18 protein-coding genes are annotated in these 19,766 nt (G+C 75.3%); 15 read left to right on the top strand and 3 right to left on the bottom strand.

Annotation, left to right across the window (positions count from 1 at the left end):
* Together PYV61_RS06625 and PYV61_RS06620 are read right to left on the bottom strand one after the other, a co-directional pair.
* Positions 1-792, bottom strand: a 792-nt coding sequence (locus PYV61_RS06625) for an alanyl-tRNA editing protein (protein ID WP_275829603.1), incomplete at its 3' end; no start/stop codon positions are given.
* Positions 793-865: 73 nt separating this feature from the next.
* Positions 866-1,210, bottom strand: coding sequence for an SWIM zinc finger family protein (locus PYV61_RS06620; RefSeq protein WP_275829601.1), 345 nt, complete (start codon positions 1,208-1,210; stop codon positions 866-868).
* 115 nt (positions 1,211-1,325) lie between these two features.
* Here PYV61_RS06620 and PYV61_RS06615 point away from each other — a divergent pair, with 115 nt between their 5' ends.
* From PYV61_RS06615 to PYV61_RS06565, 11 genes are all read left to right on the top strand, one after another.
* Positions 1,326-1,913, top strand: a complete 588-nt coding sequence (locus PYV61_RS06615) for an outer membrane beta-barrel protein (protein WP_275829599.1) — start codon at positions 1,326-1,328, stop codon at positions 1,911-1,913.
* A gap of 26 nt (positions 1,914-1,939) precedes the next feature.
* Positions 1,940-2,146: a hypothetical protein gene (locus PYV61_RS06610; RefSeq protein WP_275829596.1), complete on the top strand. Its 207-nt coding sequence runs from the start codon at positions 1,940-1,942 to the stop codon at positions 2,144-2,146.
* 97 nt (positions 2,147-2,243) lie between these two features.
* Positions 2,244-2,708, top strand: a complete 465-nt coding sequence (locus PYV61_RS06605; RefSeq protein WP_275829594.1) for a hypothetical protein — start codon at positions 2,244-2,246, stop codon at positions 2,706-2,708.
* 171 nt (positions 2,709-2,879) lie between these two features.
* The gene (locus PYV61_RS06600; protein ID WP_275829592.1) at positions 2,880-5,111 is read left to right on the top strand and encodes a glutamine synthetase III; all 2,232 of its coding nucleotides are present in this window, start codon (positions 2,880-2,882) and stop codon (positions 5,109-5,111) included.
* A gap of 219 nt (positions 5,112-5,330) precedes the next feature.
* Positions 5,331-7,040 carry a hypothetical protein gene (locus tag PYV61_RS06595; protein ID WP_275829591.1) on the top strand — a complete coding sequence of 570 codons (1,710 nt, stop codon included), beginning with the start codon at positions 5,331-5,333 and terminating at the stop codon, positions 7,038-7,040.
* Between the two features lie 80 nt (positions 7,041-7,120).
* Complete coding sequence (locus PYV61_RS06590) at positions 7,121-7,528, top strand: hypothetical protein (RefSeq protein ID WP_275829589.1); 408 nt, start codon at positions 7,121-7,123, stop codon at positions 7,526-7,528.
* A 172-nt stretch (positions 7,529-7,700) separates the two neighbouring features.
* Complete coding sequence (locus PYV61_RS06585; RefSeq protein ID WP_275829587.1) at positions 7,701-10,412, top strand: hypothetical protein; 2,712 nt, start codon at positions 7,701-7,703, stop codon at positions 10,410-10,412.
* A gap of 87 nt (positions 10,413-10,499) precedes the next feature.
* Complete coding sequence (locus PYV61_RS06580; RefSeq protein ID WP_275829585.1) at positions 10,500-11,330, top strand: DUF4198 domain-containing protein; 831 nt, start codon at positions 10,500-10,502, stop codon at positions 11,328-11,330.
* Positions 11,331-11,792: 462 nt separating this feature from the next.
* A complete protein-coding gene (locus PYV61_RS06575) occupies positions 11,793-13,265 on the top strand; it encodes a glycosyl hydrolase family 18 protein (protein ID WP_275829583.1) in 1,473 nt (490 codons plus the stop codon).
* Between the two features lie 122 nt (positions 13,266-13,387).
* A complete protein-coding gene (locus PYV61_RS06570; protein WP_275829581.1) occupies positions 13,388-13,936 on the top strand; it encodes a signal peptidase II in 549 nt (182 codons plus the stop codon).
* A 64-nt stretch (positions 13,937-14,000) separates the two neighbouring features.
* Entirely contained in the window at positions 14,001-15,197 is a 1,197-nt protein-coding gene (locus tag PYV61_RS06565; RefSeq protein WP_275829579.1) for an amidohydrolase family protein, read from the top strand.
* 106 nt (positions 15,198-15,303) lie between these two features.
* On the opposite strand, the gene glnA is transcribed toward PYV61_RS06565, so the two are convergent.
* Positions 15,304-16,647 (bottom strand): type I glutamate--ammonia ligase, encoded by a 1,344-nt coding sequence (gene glnA, locus PYV61_RS06560; protein WP_275829577.1) that lies wholly within the window; start codon positions 16,645-16,647, stop codon positions 15,304-15,306.
* A gap of 235 nt (positions 16,648-16,882) precedes the next feature.
* On the opposite strand from glnA, the gene PYV61_RS06555 reads away from it, so the two are divergent.
* The 4 genes from PYV61_RS06555 to PYV61_RS06540 form a co-directional block, all read left to right on the top strand.
* The gene (locus tag PYV61_RS06555) at positions 16,883-17,302 is read left to right on the top strand and encodes a CBS domain-containing protein (RefSeq protein WP_275829575.1); all 420 of its coding nucleotides are present in this window, start codon (positions 16,883-16,885) and stop codon (positions 17,300-17,302) included.
* 141 nt (positions 17,303-17,443) lie between these two features.
* On the top strand, positions 17,444-18,289 hold the full coding sequence (locus PYV61_RS06550; RefSeq protein ID WP_275829573.1) for a zinc ribbon domain-containing protein: 846 nt from the start codon (positions 17,444-17,446) through the stop codon (positions 18,287-18,289).
* A gap of 8 nt (positions 18,290-18,297) precedes the next feature.
* Positions 18,298-19,149 (top strand): MqnA/MqnD/SBP family protein, encoded by an 852-nt coding sequence (locus PYV61_RS06545; protein ID WP_275829571.1) that lies wholly within the window; start codon positions 18,298-18,300, stop codon positions 19,147-19,149.
* Between the two features lie 132 nt (positions 19,150-19,281).
* A partial coding sequence (locus PYV61_RS06540; protein ID WP_275829569.1) for a PAS domain-containing protein occupies positions 19,282-19,766 on the top strand: 485 nt, incomplete at its 3' end.

Genomic DNA, 19,766 nt, shown 5'->3' with positions numbered 1-19,766 from the left:
CAGCTGCTCGGCCTGCGCTCGCACCGCCGCGGGCGCCTCGTCGGGGCCGACCGACAGCGCGCCGGCGACCGCCGCCAGCGCCTCCAGGTCGGCGCGGGCGCCGGCGAGCGCGCGGTCGCCGCGCACGAACTCGACGCGCGACGCCTGCCGCACGCGCTCGACGCGCCGCAGCAGCACGACCCCGATCTCCGCCGTCGTCGCGACGTGCGTCCCGCCGCACGCGCTGCGGTCGACGCCGTCGATCCCGACCACGCGGATCGTCCCGGCGCGGTCGGTGGGCTTGCGCAGCCCCGCCGCGGCGGCCGCGTCCTCGAAGGTCACGCGCACCGGACGCGCCTCCGCCACGATCGCGTTGGCGCGCGCCTCGGCGGCGACCAGCGCGTCGCGCGACAGCCGCTCCGCCGACAGGTCGAGCGTCGACGTCGCGGCGCCGACGTGCACGCTCAGCGTCTCGGCCCCGAACAGGTCGGCGAACACCGCCGACAGCAGGTGCTGCCCGGTGTGCTGCTGCCGGTGGTCGCGGCGGCGCGCGCCGTCGACCGCGCCCGCCACCTCGTCGCCGACCGCCGCGGCGAGCGGCGCGGCCAGCAGGTGCGCGACCCGGTCGTCCTCGTCGACCACGTCCACCACCGCGACGCCGCCGAGCGTGCCCAGGTCGTGCGGCTGCCCGCCCGAGGTCGGGTAGAGCGCCGTGCGGTCCAGATAGACGCGCCGCCCGCCGTCGGCCAGCTCGGCGACGCGGGCGGTGAAGTCGAGCAGGGCGGCGTCGGTGTAGTAGAGGCGGGTGGTCATGCCCCGAAACTACGCGGCGGGCTGCGGGCAGCGGGTTTGGGATCCGCAGCCCGCAGCCCGCAGCCGTCCACGACTACGCCGCCTGCTTCGCGACGGAGATGCGCTCCCGCAGTCGGCTCATCACGCGCCCCACCCCCGCCACCACGCGCGGGTCCCCCTCGCGGAGGAGGGCGGCGAGGATGTGCTTGCACACGGCCTCGCGCCAGAGGTGGTCGCCGCAGTCGCAGCGCGGGTGCGCGGCGCTGAACAGGTCGACCCAGTGGTCCTGCGCCCCGCCCTTCACGCGGTAGCGGCCCTGTCCGACGCGCTCGGCGGTCAGCTCGAGGGCGCGCTCCAGGCGGTCGAGGTCGAGCCCGCCGGCGGGGGCGGGGTCGACGAGCAGGGGAAGGGGCGGGGTGGGCGTCATCCAGGCGGTCATCGTCGGCTCCGATCTCTCAAGTCCAGTCCAGGCAAGAACTTCGTGTCTGTTGGTACCCCCCTTGCCGGGGAGGGTTCGCCGTCCGCCGCGTCCCGACCCTTCCATACGACCGCACATGCCCAGCCTCCGTCGACTCGCCGCCACCGCCGCCGGCGTGGCGTCCCTCGCCGCCGTCGCCGCCCCCGCGCACGCGCAGGACACCGGCGTCCAGCCGTACCGCTTCACCGTCGAGGGCTACCTCGCGAACTACTGGCTCGACCGCGGCGGCGACCTCGACCGCGCCTCCGTCGGCGGCTACGGCGCCCGCGTCATGTTCAACCGCAGCACGCCGGCGAGCGTCGCCCGCACCTTCTTCAACCGGTCGAGCGTCGGCGCCTACGCGACCTTCACGAGCGAGCAGGACCGCGTCTCGACGCAGAACCTCGGCGTGCAGCTCGACGTGCCCCTGTTCCCGACGCTGATCGGCGGGCGCCTGGACCCGTTCGTCTCCCTCGGCGCCGGCCTGCTGCGCAGCAAGGCCGAGCTGCAGAGCGGCGACGACCGCACGACCACCGACTTCACGATCATCCCGGCCGCCGGGACCAAGATCCCGTTCCTGGGCGGGGTCGGCTTCCGCGGCGACCTCCGCCTGCCGATCGTGTTCTCGGACGGCAACACGCAGCTGAACTTCCTCGCCGAGGGCGGGATCTACATCAGCTTCTGACCCGACGCCCGCGCGTCGGAGGCCCCATGTCCGAGCGTCGCCCCACCCCGCCCGACCCGACGCGCGACCGTCCCGCCCCCGCCCCGGCGGGGGGGGACGACGTGCACCCCGCCGACCCCGCGCACGACCTCTCGGACTCGCCCGCCCATGCCCAGCCGCCCGACGCGTACACCGAGCCGCCCGGCAGCCACCGGCGCGGCCCCGACGGCCCGGCGCTGGACGTGGGCGGCTGAGGGGGCCGCCGCCGCCGCCCTCCCGCTCGCGCTGCTGGCGGGGTGCGGCGGCGGCGCGTCGGAGGAGGCCCGCCGGAACGCCGCCGAGTCGACGGCGGTGGCCCGGGCGATCGCGACCGCCGACTCGATCACGGCGGCCGCGCGCGACACCCTCGCCTGCCCCAAGGACGGGCGCTGGCGCCCGTGCTCGATCGCCGACCGGCTGCAGCGCGCCGGGCTGGTGCCGCACGGCGGCCAGGACACCACCCGCCTCCCCTTCCTGACCCCGCGTGGGACGGTCTGGACGGTGGCGCGGGCGGAGCTGCGCGTCTTCCTCTACGACGACGCGGCGGCCGCCGACCGCGAGGCGACGGCGATCGACCCGATCCGGGTGGCCCCGCGCGGGGGGAGCTTCGCCTGGCCCGCCCCGGCGATCCTCATCAACTCGGCGAACATGGTGGCGATACTCCTGTCGGAGAACGCCCGCCAGGCGGAGCGCATCCAGCTGGCGCTGGAGGCCGGCCCGCCGCAGCCGGAGGGGCCGCCGGTGCCGCAGGGGCTGCCGCCGGCAAAAGCGCGCTAGCGCGCACGAGCTTCTGCAGTTTTCGCACGGCAGCCGGTCCATCGGGCCGCAGAATTGGCCCGAAATTGCGAATCGTGCGATCCGGGCTGCATTTCGTGCACGGAATTCGGTACATTGGGCGCACCCCGGCAGCCCCGCCGTCCGCCCACCCCGTCCCGGAGTCCGTTTCCGATGGCCTCGACCTCCCTCACGCCGCGCAAGGTCGCGCTGCGCGAGCTCGCTTCGGCCCGCCCGGCCGTGCGCGCCGCCCTGAACGGCGACGCCGCCGCCCCGACGCCCACGTCGCAGTACTTCGGCGTGAACACCTTCGGCGCGCGCCAGATGCGCGACAAGCTGCCGAAGAAGGTCTACCAGAAGCTCCAGGCCTCGGTCCGCCTGGGGAAGAAGCTCGACGGCGAGATCGCGCCGGCCGTCGCGCAGGCCATCAAGGAGTGGGCGATCTCGCGCGGGGTGACGCACTTCACCCACTGGTTCCAGCCGCAGACCGGGCTGACCGCCGAGAAGCACGACGCCTTCCTGTCGTTCGACGACGAGAACCAGCCGATCGAGAGCTTCGGCGCCGCGCAACTGATCCAGAGCGAGCCGGACGCGTCGAGCTTCCCGTCGGGCGGGCTGCGCGCCACCTGGGAGGCCCGCGGCTACACCGCGTGGAACCCGGCCAGCCCCGTCTTCATCGTCGAGGGCCCGGGGACGCGCACGCTCTGCATCCCGTCGGTGTTCGTCGGCTACAACGGCGAGGCGCTCGACGAGATGACGCCGCTGCTCCGCAGCTCGGACGTCCTCTCGGCCAAGGCGATCGCGCTGCTCGAGCTGCTCGGCGACACCGGGATCCAGCGCGTGATCACCACGCTCGGCGCCGAGCAGGAGTACTTCCTCGTCGACCGCGCGCAGTTCGCGCTGCGCCCCGACCTCGTGATGGCCGGGCGCACGCTGCTGGGCGCGGCGCCGCCGCGCGGGCAGCAGCTCGAGGACCACTACTTCGGCGGGATCCCGGAGCGCATCCAGGCGTGCATCGCCGAGGTCGAGCACGAGCTGTACAAGCTCGGCGTGCCGATCGTGACGCGCCACAACGAGGTCGCGCCCTGCCAGTTCGAGATGGCGCCGCGCTTCACCGAGGCCGACCTGGCCACGGACCACAACCAGCTCGTGATGGCGGTGCTGCGGAAGGTCGCGCTGCGCCACGGGCTGCAGGCCATCCTGCACGAGAAGCCGTTCGCCGGGATCAACGGCTCGGGCAAGCACTGCAACTGGTCGCTGTCGATCGCCGCCGACAACCCGGAGCTCGACGGCTTCAACCTGCTCAAGCCCGGCAAGACGCCGCACCAGAACGTCCGCTTCCTGCTGTTCCTGGCGGCGGCGCTGCAGGCCGTGCACAAGCACGCCGGGCTGCTGCGCGCCGGCATCGGCACCGCGGGGAACGAGCACCGCCTCGGCGCCAACGAGGCGCCGCCCGCGATCATCTCGGCGTTCATGGGGCAGACGCTGAACCGCATGATCGAGGACATGGTCTCGGGGAAGACGGCGGGGCAGAAGGCCGAGCAGCAGCTGATCCAGCTCGGCGTCGCCAAGCTCCCCGAGATCGAGAAGGACAACACGGACCGCAACCGCACGTCGCCGTTCGCGTTCACCGGCAACAAGTTCGAGTTCCGCGCGGTGGGCTCGTCGCAGAGCATCGCCTTCCCGGTGATGCTGCTCAACGCGGCGGCCGCCGAGGCGATCGCCGACCTGACGGAGAAGCTGCGCGACGAGCTGACGCGCACGCCGGCGGTCGACGACGCGGTGCTCAACGTCGTGCGCGAGTCGTTCAAGGCGTCGAGCGCGGTGCGCTTCGAGGGGAACGGCTACTCCGACGAGTGGGTCCAGCAGGCGGAGGGGCGCGGGCTGCTCAACCTGCGCCGCACGCCCGAGGCGCTGGAGCAGCTGATGACGGAGCAGGCGAAGCAGCTCTTCCGCAGCACGGCGATCCTCACCGAGGTCGAGCTGGAGAGCCGCTACCACGTGCGCGTGGAGCGCTACGTGAAGGACATGCTGATCGAGCTGCACACGCTGGGGCAGCTGGTCGACACGTTCGTGCTGCCGGCCGGCTACGCGTACCTGAACGCGCTCGCCAAGGGCGCGGCCGACGCGAAGGCGGCGGGGATCCAGACGGTGCCGCAGCTCGCGGCGGCCGAGCGGGTGGGCGCCGTGGTGGCCGAGCTCGACGCGGCGCGCGCGACGCTGCTGGCGGTGACCGAGAAGGCGGACCACCAGCACGGCGACCCGTCGGCGTGCGCGCGGCTGCTGACGTCCGAGGGCGCCGACGCGATGGCGGCGGTGCGCGCGGCGAGCGACGCGCTCGAGCTGCTGGTGCCGGACGACCAGTGGCCGCTGCCGAAGTACCGCGAGATGCTGTTCCCGGTCTGAGCGGTTGCACGGCCGCAACGACGCGGGGCGGGCTCTTCACGAGCCCGCCCCGTTTCGCGTACGCCGTACGGCGTTTGACGAAACGTCGACCGAACGGGGCCGTCGCATGGGCCTTCTGTTTGCGTTGGGCGGCCCCGCGCCCCGCACTCCGCGGGGCCGCTCGTGTCCGTGTGCTCGTCGCTCATCGGAGACCCACGCATGCATCCGCAACCTCGTTGGATGCGAGGCTCGGCCGTCCTGGCCGTGCTCGCCGCCGCCGCCTGCTCCGACGGGAGTGGCGGGCTGACCGCGCCGTCCGACCGCTCGGCGCAGCTCGCCGTCGTCCCCGGCATCCTCATCGGCGCCGACTCGAACCCCGTGACGGTGGCGCGCGGGACGTCGGCCACCGTGAACGTGCGCGTCGTGCGCGTGTCGGGCTTCACCGGCGCGGTCACGCTCGCGGTCGACACCGCCGGGCTCGCGCGCGGCGTGCGCGCGACGGTCGCCAACCCGACCGTCGCCGCCAACGACACCGCGGCGCGCGCGGTGACCGTCACCGTCGACACCAGCGCCGCGGCGTCGACGACGCCGACGACGTTCCGCGTCACCGCCTCGGGGACCGGCGTGACGACGCAGACGCTGCTGATGCAGGTGGTCGTCGCCAACCCGGCGCAGGGCTTCACGCTGGCGTTCGCGGGCCCGGCCACGGCCACGCTGTCGACGGGCGGGAACGGCACGGTGCGCGTGGTCGCGCGCCGCACGGGCGGCTTCACCGGCCCGCTCACCTTCACCGCCGACGCCGCGGGGCTGCCGGCGGGCGTGACGGTGACGCAGGGCGCGACGGCGGGCGACACGGTGACGCTCAACCTCGCCGCCACCTCGGCGACGGCGCCGGGGAGCTACACGATCACGCTCCGCGGCGCGGGGACGGGCGTGACGGCGCAGACGCTGTCGCTGCCGCTGACGGTGCAGCAGGCGGGGAACTTCTCGATCGGCGGCGCGGTCTCGGGGCCGATCGCGGTCTCGGGCGCGGCCGGCACCACGGTCACCGTCCCGGTGCGCATCGCGCGCGGCACGGGCTTCACCGGGCGCGTCGCGCTCGCGGCCAGCGGCGCCCCGTCGGGCGTCACGGTCGTCGTCGACTCGGTGGCCGCCACCGGCGCCGGCACCGCCGACTCGGTGGCCAACGTGCGGATCACGCTGCCGGCGACGCTTGCCCCGGGGACGTTCGACCTCACGCTCACCGGCACCGCCGCCGGGCTCCCGAACCAGACCGCCACGGTGCGCGTCACCACGACGGCCGCGCTCACCGGCGGCTTCGGCTTCGGCACGCTGACGCAGCGCCCGGTCGTGCTGGCCGGCGTGACCAACGTCATCACCGTCCCGATCCAGCGCGCCAGCGGCACCGGCGGGCAGGGGGCGATCACCTACACCAGCGGCCCGACGCCGCCGGGGCTGGTCGTGACCGCGACGCCGACGTCGGCCTCGGGCACCACGGCGACCGTCACCATCACCGCCGGCGCCGACGTCCCCGCCGGCACGTACCCGGTGACGCTCACCGCCGCCGGCCCGGGCGGCACGCAGACCACGACGCTCCAGGTCGAGGTGGTGCGCGACAACCCGTCGTTCGGCTTCCGCTTCGTGGCGCCGACCGCGCAGCCGACGCTCACCGCCGGCGGCTCGACGACCTTCACGGCGGCGCTCGAGCGCATCGCCACGCTCGCGCCCAGCGCGCTGCTGAACGTCACCAACGTCGCCCGCGGGATCACCGTACGGCTGACGCGGACGGAGCAGGCCGAGGGGCCGGTCGAGATCACGGTGACCGCCGACGCGACGGCGCTCCCCGGCGTCTACGCCTTCACCCTCACCGGCGCGACCGTCCGCGGCGTGATCCCGGCAATCATCATCCCGGTGCGCGTGACCGGCACCACCGCGTCGACGACGCCCTGAGGCGTCCCGGCGGGTCGCACGGGCGGGCTCCCCACGCGGGGGCCCGCCCGTGCGCGTTTCCTCCCCTCGCCCGTCCGCGCATGCCCCGCCCCGCCGCCCGCCTCCTCCCCGCCCTGCTGGCGACGCTCGCCTGCGGCGTCCCCGACGCGCCGCGCGGCGCGCTGCGCCTGTCGCTCGAGCTGGAGGCGCTGCGGGTCGCGCCGGGCGGGCGCGACTCGGTGGTGGCGCGCGGGGTCGGCGCCCGCGGGCTGACGGGCGCCGTCGCCTTCCGCGTCACCCGCCCCGGCGGCCTCCCGGCGTCGGTCGACGTCGCCCCCGCCGCCGGCACGCTCGCCGCCGACGAGGCGGAGGTGGTGGTGCGCGTCGCCGCCGCGGCGGGGGCGCCGCCGGGACAGTGGGTCCTCGAGGTCCGCGTCGACTCGGAGGGGGGCGTGGCGGCGGCCGCGCGCACCCTCCCGCTGACGGTCGCGCCCTCCGCGTCGCCCTAGCCGGCGGACGCGCGCCAACCGTCCCCCATGGGTCGTTCGACTCTCGCGCGCATGACGACCTCGTCATATGTTCGGCCGGCTGCATCAGGCAGCCCACAGGCAACGCTGGAATGACCGGGAGGTCGCTTTGACGCACGTGCGCGCGGCGTGGAATCGCCGGAGCTGGTGGACCGTGGCCCTCGCCCTCTCGGCGGCGGCCTGCGGCGGGGGGGACGACGACGGCGGGACGACGGGGCCGACGCCGACGATCGGGGTCACGCTGGCCTCGCCCACCGTCTCGGTGCAGGCGGGGCAGAACGGCACGGCGGCGGTGACCGTGACGCGCGGCGGCGGCTACGCCGACGTCGTGAACCTGACGGTCGAGGGGTCGATCCCGGCCGGCACCGCGACCGCCAACCCGGCGTCGCTGGCCGGCGGCGTCACCGCGAGCACGATCACCGTGACCACCGGGTCGGCGACGCCGGCCGGGACCTACACCCTCACCGTGCGCGCCGCCGGCACCGGCGCCGTGGCCGCGGTGACGACGCCGCTCACCGTCACGGTGACGGCGCCCGCCCCGACGCCGGCGTTCACGGTCGCCCTCGCGGCGCCGGCGCTGACGGTCACGCAGGGCGCCGCCGCGACCAACGCGACGCTCGCCATCACGCGCACCGGCGGCTTCGCCGGCGCGGTCACGGTCACCGCCTCGGGCGCGCCGGCCGGGCTGACGGTCGCGCCGGCCGCCGCGACGACGGGGAACAGCGTCGACGTGGCCGTGTCGGCGACGGCGGCCGTCGCCCCGGGCACCTACCCGGTCACGCTGTCGGCCGCCGGCGCCGGCATCGCCGCGCCGCAGACGGCGACGCTCACCGTCACCGTGCAGGCCGCGGCCCCGGCCGCCGACTTCTCGCTCGCCAACGCCGCCGTCACCGTGCAGCAGGGCGCGGCCGCGCAGACGGCGACCGTCGCCATCACGCGCACCGGCAGCTTCGCGGGCGCGGTCACGCTGACGACCACCGGGACGATCCCGGCGGGCCTCACCGTGACCCCGGCCGCCGCGACGACCGGCGCCGGCGTCGGCGTCTCGGTGCAAGCGACGAACGCCGTCGCCCCGGGCACGTACACGATCGGCCTCGCCGCCACCGGCGCCGGCGTCACGGGCACCAAGACGGCGACGCTCACCGTCACGGTCACCGGCGCGGTGCAGGTCGGCGACTTCTCGGTCGCGGTCACCCCGACGACGGTGTCGCTGCAGCAGGGGCAGACGGCCACGGCGACGGTGAACATCACGCGCACCGGCGGCTTCGCGGCCCCGGTCGACGTCACGGTGTCGGGGCTCCCGACGGGCGTCACGTACCAGATCGTCACGACGCAGCTCGCCGCGCGCCGCTCGCCGGCCGCGTTCTCGGCGGACCCGGTCGCGGGCAACTCGGCGACCATCCGCTTCACCGCCGCGCCGACGGCGGCGACCGGCAACTTCACCTTCACGGTGAACGCGACGGCCACCGGGATCGCCGGGACCAAGACGGCGCAGGGGACGGGCTCGGTCACGCCGGCCAGCACGGGCGGCGGCAACGTCGGCCTCGCGTTCTGCGCGGCCGAGGCGCCGATCTGGGTCGGCTACCAGTCGGAGGGCGGCGCGTGGCAGCGCGCGACGCTCGGCGCCAACAACCAGGCGCAGGTGAACATCACCGGCGCGCGCGGCGCGATCGCGTACGTCGTGCAGTCGGGGACGGGCGCCTCGGCCTCGTACACGACGAACGTCACGTACGGCACTGCCACGGAGCTGAGCGGGATCGGCGCGAACATCTGCGGCGCGGCCCCGGGCACCAAGACGGCGACGGCCACCATCACCGGTGCCGCCGCGACCGACGTCGTGAACGCCACGCTCGGCGACGCGACCGGCACGGTGAACGGCTCGACGGTGACCTTCGAGGACGTGCAGCCGGGCCCGCGCGACCTGATCGCGACGCGCAGCGCGGCGGGCGCCTTCCCGGGGCTGTCCGGCCCGCCGAACCGCATCGTCCTCCGCCGCAACCTGAACCCGGCCAACGGCGCGTCGGTCGGCGCCATCGACTTCGGCGGATCCGACTCGTTCGCCCCCGCCTCGGCGCGCCTCACGATCGCCGGGGCCGGCGCGAGCGACCTGATCATCCCGGTCGTGGGGCTGCAGACGGCGAACGGCGGGACGGGGGCGTTCTTCAACGACTTCGGCGCGGTCCTCAACCCGACCACGACCCCGACCTACTACGGCCTGCCGGCGGACCGCCTGGCCGCGGGCGACCTGCACTACGCGTTCGCCCTCTCGGCGCCCAACGGGCCCCAGGGGCCGGACATCTCGCAGGCGCGGATCGCCGGCGCGTACTTCCGCACGGTCGCCGACCGCACGCTGACGCTCGGCCCGGCGATGAACGCGCCGACCGTGACGTCGTCGAACAGCCCGTACCCGCGTCCCCGCGTGCAGCTCGCGCGGCAGGCGCAGTACGGCGACGCGCTGCTCGCGATGTTCACGCAGGACGGCACGACCTCGCGCGCGCTGAGCATGACGGTGCTCGCGAGCTACCTGCAGGGCGCGGCGACCTGGGACGTGACCTTCCCCGACTTCAGCGGCGCGCCCGGCTTCGACGCGTCCTGGATGCTCCGGTCGGGTGCGCCGACGGACTGGCAGGTGGTCGGCAGCGGCGGCGCCGCGGCGCCGCAGCTCGGCATCCCCGGCACCGAGGGGGCGACGTTCACGGCGGCCATCAAGTCCGGTACGCTCACCACGGCGGCGCGGGCGCGCGGCGTCGCGGTCCGCGCGCGCCTCGTGGCCGGCCCGTCGGCCACGGCCGCGCTGCAGCGACAGGCGGCCCGCGTGATGGCGGTCGCCGACGCGGCCTTCGCCCGACGCGCCGTACGCCGGTAGTCGTCTCGAAGCACCACGTGACGCGGGGGGCGCCCACCGGGTGCCCCCCGCGTTTCGTTTGCCGCCGCGCGGGCGTCACCTACCCGCATGCGCCGCCCCGCCCTCCCCGCCGCCCTGCTCTTCCTCGCCGCGCCCGCCGCCGCCGCCGCGGCGCCGGCGGCGCGCGACGCCTGGCTCGTCCCGGCGCGCGCCACGCTCCCGCCGGGGGTCGACGCCGCGTTCGACCTCACCACCGGCCCGGCCTTCCCCACCCCCGCCTCCGCCGTCGCCGCCGGCCGCGTGACCACCGCCCGCGTCCGGCTCGGCGGCCACGCCTCGGCGCTCCCCGCCCCGCGCGGCGGCCCGCACGCGCTGCACTTCCGCGCCCCGCTGCGCGAGCCCGGCGTGGCCACCGTCTGGGTGTCGCTCGCCCCGCGCGCCCGCACCCTCGACTCGGCGGACGTGGTGCGCCTGCTCGACGCCGTCGGCGCCCCCGACAGCGTGCGCCTCGCCTACCTCCGCCAGCTCCCGGTGGACGGGGTGCGGCGCTGGGAGGAGCGGTACGCCGAGCACGCGGTGGCGCACGTGCTGGTGAGCAGCCCCCTGCGCCCCCGCCCGCGCGGCGACGCGACCTGGGCGCGCCCCGCCGGGCTCCCGCTCGAGCTGGTCCCCCTCGCCGACCCGACGGCGCTGCGCGCGGGCGACTCGCTCGACGTCCGCCTGCTGCGGCGCGGCCGCCCCCTCGCCGACGCGCAGGTCCGCGCCGTCGGCCCCGACGGCCGCCCGCGCCCCGCCCGCCGCACCGACGCCGACGGCGTGGTCACCCTCCCCCTGGCCGCCGACGGGCGCTGGCTCGTCCGCGCCACCGAGATCCGCCGCGCCGGCCGCGACGGCGGGTGGACGAGCGACTTCGCGACGCTGACCGTCGTGGTGCGGTAAGAGCTGCGCGGCTGCGCGGCTGCGCGATCGCGACCGGCCCGCATCGACCATCGAGGAATCGGATCCGGTCCGATCAGGACGGATCCCGCGGATGGACGCCTGGAGCGACGAGGAGCGATCCGAGAAATCCTCGGTGCATCCGTTCGATCCGATCTCCCTGCCGTTGAAGCGACGCGGCAGCCGCCGCTCGCGCGTGTGGCGTGGAGCCCACACAGGACACGCGCCGGTGGCGACCACTGGGGGACAGCGACGGCCGCCGCGCGCCTGTGCCCGTCACGCCGCGGGCCGCAGACATCACCGACGGCCGGCGATGACCGCACGGTGTGACGCGCGTCATGAATGACTTGTGAGGTGACCCATGCGGGGCCCCCGGGGCCCGGGCAGCTTCCGCGGGTGCCCGGACGGTGCCCCCCGGCCGTCCCGGCGCGCCATCGACCACCCCCGCACCACGCCCCGCCGCCCATGCCCCTCCTCTCCGCCCCGGCGCCGCGCGCCGCCCTCCTCCTGTCGGCCGCGCTGCTGGCCGCCTGCGGCGCCCCCGACGCCCCCACGGCCGCCCCCGACGCCGCGGCGCTCGCCAAGAAGCCGCGCACCACCGTCCCCAACGCCCCGACCGGCGTCGGCGCGACGGCCGGCGTGCGGCAGGCGACCGTGACGTGGCAGGTGCCGCGCTACGACGGCGGCACGCCGATCCTGTCGTACCGCGTCCGCGCCTCGACCGGGCAGACCGCGACGGTGAACGCCCCCGCGACCGCGGCGACGGTGACCGGGCTGACGGCCGGGACGCCGGTGTCGTTCGTGGTGGTCGCGACCAACGCCGTCGGCGACGGCCCGGCGTCGAGCGCCTCGCCGACCGTCACGCCGACCGGCGACGCGCCCCCGCCGCCCCCCCCGCCGCCCCCGGGCGCGCGCTGGCTCGCCGGCTACTGGGTGGGCTACCAGCGGAGCATCCACCCGGAGACCGAGGTCGACTTCTCGCTCCTCACGCACGTCTTCGCCGGCGCCGTCCTCCCGAACGCCGACGGCACGCTGCAGACGCACTTCTACCTCGACAACACGACCGGCCCCGCGGTCGCGCGCACGCTCGCGACGCGCGCGCACCAGGCCGGGCGCAAGGCGATCCTGATGCTCGGCGGCGCCGGCACGCACGACGCCATGGCGAGCGCCGCGTCGAGCGCCAACCGCGCGCGCTTCGTGGCGAACCTGGTCGCGACGATGGACGCCCTCGGCTACGACGGCATCGACGTCGACTGGGAGCCCATCACCAGCACCGACCGCGCGCCGCTGCTCGCGCTGCTGCAGGAGCTGCGCGCCGCGCGCCCGGCGATGCTGCTCACGATCCCCGTCGGCTGGGTGAACACGAACTTCCCCGGCGAGGTGGACGCGTACTACGCGCAGGTGGCCGCCGTCGTCGACCAGATGAACGTGATGACGTACAGCATGGCCGGCCCGTACGGCGGGTGGCTGAGCTGGCACACGTCGGCGCTCTCGGGGCACAAGGGGAACACGCCGAGCTCCGTGCAGAGCAGCGCGGCGCGCTACCTCGCGGTGGGCGTGCCGGCGGCGAAGCTGGGCGTCGGGATCCCCTTCTACGGCGCGTGCTGGCGCGGCGTGACGGGCCCGAACCAGACCGGCGGCTCGCTGATCGCCGAGGACAACACGATGAGCTACCGGAACATCCGCGCCGGCTACGGCTTCTCGGCGCGCCAGTGGGACCCGGCGGCGCAGGCGTCCTACCTGTCGTTCGCGTCGCCGACGGGCGCGCAGGGGTGCCAGTTCATCTCGTACGAGGACGAGGCGTCGATCGCCGCCAAGGGCGCGTGGCTCAAGTCCGCGGGGCTCGGCGGCGCGATCGTGTGGACCATCAACCAGGGGCACCTCGGCGCCGGGCAGGACCCGCTGCTGAGCGCCGCGTACCAGGCGATCGTCCCCTGACGCCGCGTGCCCTGACGCCGCGTTGACGCGGCGGCGGGAACGGACCGGAGCGCCGGCACGCTGAGTGCCCTGGAGGGGTGGCCCACCGGCCGCCCCTCTCGCGCCTCCCCCGCCGCCGTCCCGTGTCCGCGCCGCCCACCGACCGCCCGCCCGACCCCGACCGGGTCTTCTGGACGCTGACCGCGCTCCTCGTGGCGCTCGACGCGTGGACCAAGCGGCTCGCCGAGGCCGGGCACCCGTGGCTCGACGCCATCGAGCGCGCGTCGGCGACGGTGTCGTTCCCGCTGATGTACAACCCCGGCGTCGCGTTCTCGCTGCGCGTCGGCGGCGTGGCGCACGCCGAGCGGTGGGTGCACGTGATGCTGGCGACGTGGGTGCTGGTGTTCCTGTACGCGCTGTACCGGCGCGTGTCGCCGGCGTCGCCCGCGAGCATGGCCGGGCTGGCGCTGATGCACGGCGGCGCGGCCGGCAACCTGCTCGACCGGGTGCGCGGGCAGCAGGGCGTGGTCGACTTCATCCACGTCGACGCCGGGGTGCTCTCGGGGTTCGTGTTCAACCTCGCCGACGTGGCCGCGGTGGGCGGCGGCGCCCTGCTCCTGCTCGCGCTGGCGCGCCGCGAGTGCGCCCCGGAGGAGGTCAGGACGCGGTCCGGCCGGCCCGGCGCGCGGTAGGCGCGGCTAGGCGCGCGGCGGTCCCGGCGGCAGATTGGGGGCTCTCCGTCCCCCCTCGCCCGCCATGCGCCTTCCGATCGCCCTCGCGCGGCTCGCCCTGCTGGCCGCCGCCCCCGCCCTCACGCTCGCCGCCCAGCCGCCCGGCGCGCGCGGCGCCACGCGCGTCGAGCCGGGCGCGCCCTGCCCCGCGGGGACGACCGAGATCCGGCCGAACCTCTGCCAGGCGCCCGAGCTGCCGGCGCCGAGCATCCTCGACTACCGGCCGCGCTCGACGCTGGTGACGACCGAGCACCGGGTGCCGCGCCCCAAGTACCCCGCGGTCGACTACCACGGGCACCCCGGGGCCGTCGACACGCCGGAGGCGCTGCAGCGCCTGGTCGCGCAGATGGACTCGCTCGGCCTCGGCGTCATGGTGACCGCGAACAACACCAGCGGCGAGGCGCTCAAGCGCGCGGTCGCCGCCATCCGCGCGTCGCCCGCGGCGCGCGACCGCGTGCGCGTGCTGACCGGCATCGACTTCCGCAACGTCGGCCCCGGGTGGGCCGAGAAGGCGGTGGCGCAGCTCGAGGCCGACGCGGCTGCGGGCGCGGTCGGCGTCGGCGAGATCGGCAAGGGGCTCGGCCTCTCGACGAAGAAGGCCGACGGCACGCGGCTCAAGCTCGACGACCCGGCGCTCGACCCGGTGTGGCAGGCGGCGGCGCGGCTCCGGCTGCCGGTGTTCGTGCACACGGCCGACCCGCAGGAGTTCTGGCAGCCGATCGACTACACCAACGAGCGGTGGCTGGAGCTCGCGCTCTTCCCGGGGCGCCGCTACCCGGGCGACCAGTTCCCGAGCTTCGAGCAGCTCATGCAGGAGCGCGACGCGATGCTGCGGCGCAACCCGCGCACGACGTTCGTGATCGCGCACATGGGGTGGCACGCCAACGACCTGCCGCGCCTCGCCAAGCTGATGACCGAGCTGCCGAACGTGCACACCGAGGTCGGCGCGGTGCTCTACGACCTGGGGCGCCAGCCGCGCGCGGCGCGCGACTTCCTCGTGCGCTTCCAGGACCGCGTGCTGTTCGGGAAGGACTCGTTCCAGCCGGAGGAGTACCCGTACTACTGGCGCGTCTTCGAGACCCGCGACGACTACTTCGACTACTACCGCCCGTACCACGCGTTCTGGAAGCTCTACGGGCTGGACCTGCCGGATGCGACGCTGCGGAAGCTGTACTACGAGAATGCGCAGCGGATCTCGCCGGGGATCCCGAAGCGTCGTTGAACGGCGGGAGTCGTCACCACGGGAGTCGAAAGAGCGGGAGTCGTGAGAGCGCACTGCGCCCTTCCGACTCCCGCTCTTTCGACTCCCGCGGTCGCGACTCCCGCTCTCAGTATTTGGCCAAGTACTGGTCGAGCTCCCACTGACTCACCTGCGTCACGTAATCCCTCCACTCCTGCCGCTTCGCGTTCAGGTAGTGCGCGGCCACGTGCTCGCCGAGCGCCGCCAGGACGACGTCGTCCTTCTCGAGCGCGTCGCACGCCTCGTTGAGGTCCTGCGGCAGGTCGTCGATGCGCAGGCGGCGGCGCTCGCGGTAGCTCATCTCCCAGATGTTCTGGTTGACGGGCTCGCGCCACTCGGCCTCGGTCTCGACGCCGTCGAGCCCCGCGGCGAGCATGACGGCCAGCGCCAGGTACGGGTTGGCGGCCGGGTCGGGGGTGCGCAGCTCGACGCGGGTGCCGGCGCCGCGCCGGTCGGGGACGCGGATCATCGGCGAGCGGTTGCGCATGCTCCACGCGACGTTCACCGGCGCCTCGTACCCCGGCACCAGCCGCTTGTAGCTGTTCACGAGCGGGTTGGTGACCGCGCACAGCCCCCGCCCGTGGCGCAGCAGCCCGCCGATGTAGTGCAGCGCGGTGCGCGACAGCTGCCACTCGGCGCCGGCGTCGAAGAACGCGTTGTCCTTCCCGCGGAAGAGCGACTGGTGCGTGTGCATCCCGCTCCCGTTCTGCCCGAAGATCGGCTTGGGCATGAACGACGCGACGAGCCCGAACTGCCGCGCGACGTGCTTCACGACGAAGCGGAACGTCGCCAGGTTGTCGGCGGTGGTCAGCGCGTCGGCGTAGCGGAAGTCGATCTCGTGCTGCCCGTGCGCGACCTCGTGGTGCGCGGCCTCGATCTCGAAGCCCATGCGCTGCAGCGTCTCGACCATCGCGCGCCGCGCGTCCTCGCCGAGGTCCACGGGGGCGAGGTCGAAGTAGCCGCCGACGTCGTGCGTCTGGGTCGTCGCGCGCCCGTCGGCGCCGGGACGGAAGAGGAAGAACTCGGCCTCCATCCCCGCCTGCATCGTGTAGCCCATCGCGCTGGCGCGCGCGATCTGGCGCTTGAGCACCGCGCGCGGGTCCCCCTCGAACGGCGTCCCGTCGGGGCGCGTGATGTCGCAGATGACGCGCGCCACCCGCGACTCGGGCTCCCCCCACGGCAGCACGCGGAAGGTCGCGAGGTCGGGGCGGAGGAGCATGTCGCTCTCCTCGGTGCGGACGAACCCCTCGATCGCGCTCCCGTCGAACATGATGTCGCCGGCCAGCGCCTTGGCGAACTGCGACGCCGGCACCTCGACGTTCTTGTTGACGCCGAGGATGTCGGTGAACTGCAGGCGGAGGAACCGGACGTGCTCGCGCCGCGCGAGCTCGAGGACGTCGTCCGCCGTCGGCGGGGGGGAGGGGGGGGCCATGCAGCAAGCTAGAGCGGGTGGGGCGAGTTCGGGAACGGCGACTCCGGGAACGGCGAATCCGGGAACGGCGAACTCGGATGAGGCGAGTTCGCACTTCCCGAGTTCGTCCCACCCGAGTTCGTCCCACCCGAGTTCGTCCCACCCGGACTCGCCTTACCCGAACTCGCCCCACCCGACCGCTGGCCCGCCCATTGCCCCGCTCCCCCCCGCCACCCACACCACTGGAGACAAACGCATGAAGGCCAGCGAGATCATGACCAAGAACCCGCGCGTGGTCACCCCCGACACCACCGCGCAGGAGGCCGCCCGGCTGATGAAGAGCGAGGACGTCGGGGTCCTGCCGGTCGTCGAGTCGACGGGGTCGCGCAAGCTGGTCGGCGTCGTGACCGACCGCGACCTGGCCATCCGCGTGGTCGCCGAGGGGAAGGCGTCCGCGTCGGTCCGCGACGCGATGTCGAGCGGCGTGAAGACCTGCGGCCCCGACGACGACGTGAAGGACGTGATGGCGGCGATGGCCAAGGAGCAGGTGCGCCGCATCCCGATCGTCGACGACCAGGGCGCGGTGGTCGGGATCGTCGCGCAGGCCGACGTCGTCCTCCAGGCCGACGATAAGCGGGCCGAGAAGACGGTGGAGGCGATCTCGAAGCCGTCCTAACCGCCCAGCGAACGGCGGGAGTCGTTACCGCGGGAGTCGGACAAGCGGGAGTCGTAGGAGCGCCCTGCGCCGTCACGACTCCCGCTCCTGCGACTCCCGTGGTCGCGACTCCCGCCGTACCGGGTGGTTAGCTTTGACCCCATGTCCCAGACCGCCCCCTCCACGGTGCGCTGCCCGGCCTGCGGAACGCCGGGCAGCGGCCGTTTCTGCTCGACCTGCGGCGCCCCGCTCGACGCCTCGGCGTGCGCCGGCTGCTCGGCGCCCCTGACGCCCGGCGCGAAGTTCTGCCACCGCTGCGCCCTCGCCGCCGGCGCCGTGCTGGCCGCCGCGCGGCGCGCCGCCGCGCCCAGCGCCGCCAACGTCCTCCCGTGGGGCGTGGCGTTCGTCGCGCTGCTCGCCGTCGCCGCCATGGCCGCCGGGCGCAACTTCGGCGCGGCCCGCGGCAGCGGCCTCGACGCCCCGCTCAACGCGCTCCCGCAGGCCGCGCTCGGCGAGGGGCCGGGCGCCGGCGCCCCCGCGGCGCCGTTCGCGGGCGGGGGCGACGCCGCCGGGCGGCCGCCCAGCCTCGAGAACATGTCGCCGCGCGACATCGCCGACCGCCTCTTCGACCGCATCATGCGGCTCTCGAGCGAGGGGAAGGCGGACAGCGTCGGCTTCTTCGCCGAGATGGCGCTGCAGAACTACGCCCAGATGCCGTCGCTCGACGCCGACCTGCGCTACGACATGGGGCGCGTCGCCGAGGTCGCCGGCCGGGAGGAGGTCGCGCGCGCCCAGGCCGACTCGATCCTCCGGGCGCAGCCGAACCACCTGCTCGGGCTCGTCCTCGCCACCAAGGCGGCGACGATGCGCGGCGACGCCGCCGCCCTCGCCGGCTTCAACAGGCGCCTGGTCGCCGCCGCCCCCGCCGAGCGGGCGAAGAACCTCGACGAGTACCAGCGCCACGCGACCGACATCGAGACCGCCCTCTCGCAGGCCGCGACCCCGTGAGCGACCCGATGACCGCCGCCGTCACCCCCCGCACGATCCACGTCTCGCACAGCCCCGACTCGGACGACGCGTTCATGTTCTACGCGCTCGCCGAGGGGAAGATCGACACCGAGGGGCTGCGCTACGTCCACGAGCTGCAGGACATCGAGTCGCTCAACCAGCGCGCGCGCCGCGGGGAGCTCGAGGTCACCGCCGTCTCGATCCACGCCTTCGCCTACCTCGCCGACCGCTACGCGCTGCTCCCGTCGGGCGCGTCGATGGGCGACCGCTACGGGCCGCGCCTCGTCGCCCGCACGCCGCTGACGCGGGCCGACGTACGGGGGAAGCGGATCGCCGTCCCGGGGCCGCTCACCAGCGCCTACCTGGCGCTGCGCCTGTACGAGCCCGACTTCGAGCCGGTGTGGACGCCGTTCGACCGGATCGAGGACGTGGTCGAGGCGGGGGAGGTCGACCTCGGGCTGCTGATCCACGAGGGGCAGCTCACCTACGCCGACCGCGGGCTGCACCTGGTCGCCGACATGGGCGTCTGGTGGTTCGAGGAGACGGGGCTCCCCCTCCCCCTCGGCGGCAACGTGGTGCGGAAGGACCTGGGCGAGGAGCTCACGGCGACGATCGCGCGCCACCTGCACGCCAGCATCGCGTACAGCCTGTCGCACCGCGAGGCGGCGCTCGCGCACTCGATGCAGTACGCGCGCGGCCTCGATCCGGCCAAGGCCGACGAGTTCGTGGGGATGTACGTGAACGACTGGACGCTCGACTACGGCGCGCGCGGGCGCGAGGCGGTGCGGCTGTTCCTGCGCCGCGGCCATGAAGCGGGCGTCATCCCGCACGCGGTCGACGTCACCTTCGCGGGCGACTGAGCGCGTCGCGCGGACGCTGCGGGCTGCGGACTGCGGAGCTGGATCCGCGGTCCGCAGCCCGCAGCGTTTTCCAGTGACCGCGCCCCGCGCCCGGGCGTCAACCGACGCCCCCCTCACGCCCCGCGCCGCTCCGTGTCCGCCGCCCTCTCCCACGTCCCGTCCGACCCGCGCCGCGCCCTCCCCACGGCGGCGGCGGCGGCGCTGGCCGTGCTGGGGAGCGCGCTCGACGACGCGGTGGTGGGGCTGGACGTCGACGGGCGCGTGGTGCTGGCCAACCCGGCCGGCGAGCAGCTGCTCGACCGCCCCGCCGAGGCGCTGGTCGGCCACCCGCTGCACGAGGCGCTGCGCCACGCCCGGCTCGGCAGCGCGGCGCTGGCGCTCAACGAGGCGCTGACCGCCCCGCTCCCCCCCGGCGCCGGCGCCAACCGCCGCTTCACCGTCCACGACCCGACCGGGCGCCCCGGGACGGCGTGGCACGTCGTCCGGCTCCCCGCGCCGCTGGCGCTGCAGGAGGGGGCGCCGTCGCGCGACGCGCTGGCCACCATCGTCGTCGTGCGGTCGCTGGCGGCCGCGGTCGGGCCGACGCCGGCCGGCCCCGCGGTGCCGCGCACCGAGGC

It is taken from the genome of Roseisolibacter sp. H3M3-2 (assembly GCF_029211165.1).
Classification (GTDB): domain Bacteria; phylum Gemmatimonadota; class Gemmatimonadetes; order Gemmatimonadales; family Gemmatimonadaceae; genus Roseisolibacter.
Note: the sequence above shows the minus strand (reverse complement) of the source record. Positions and strands in the feature narration are given on the sequence as shown.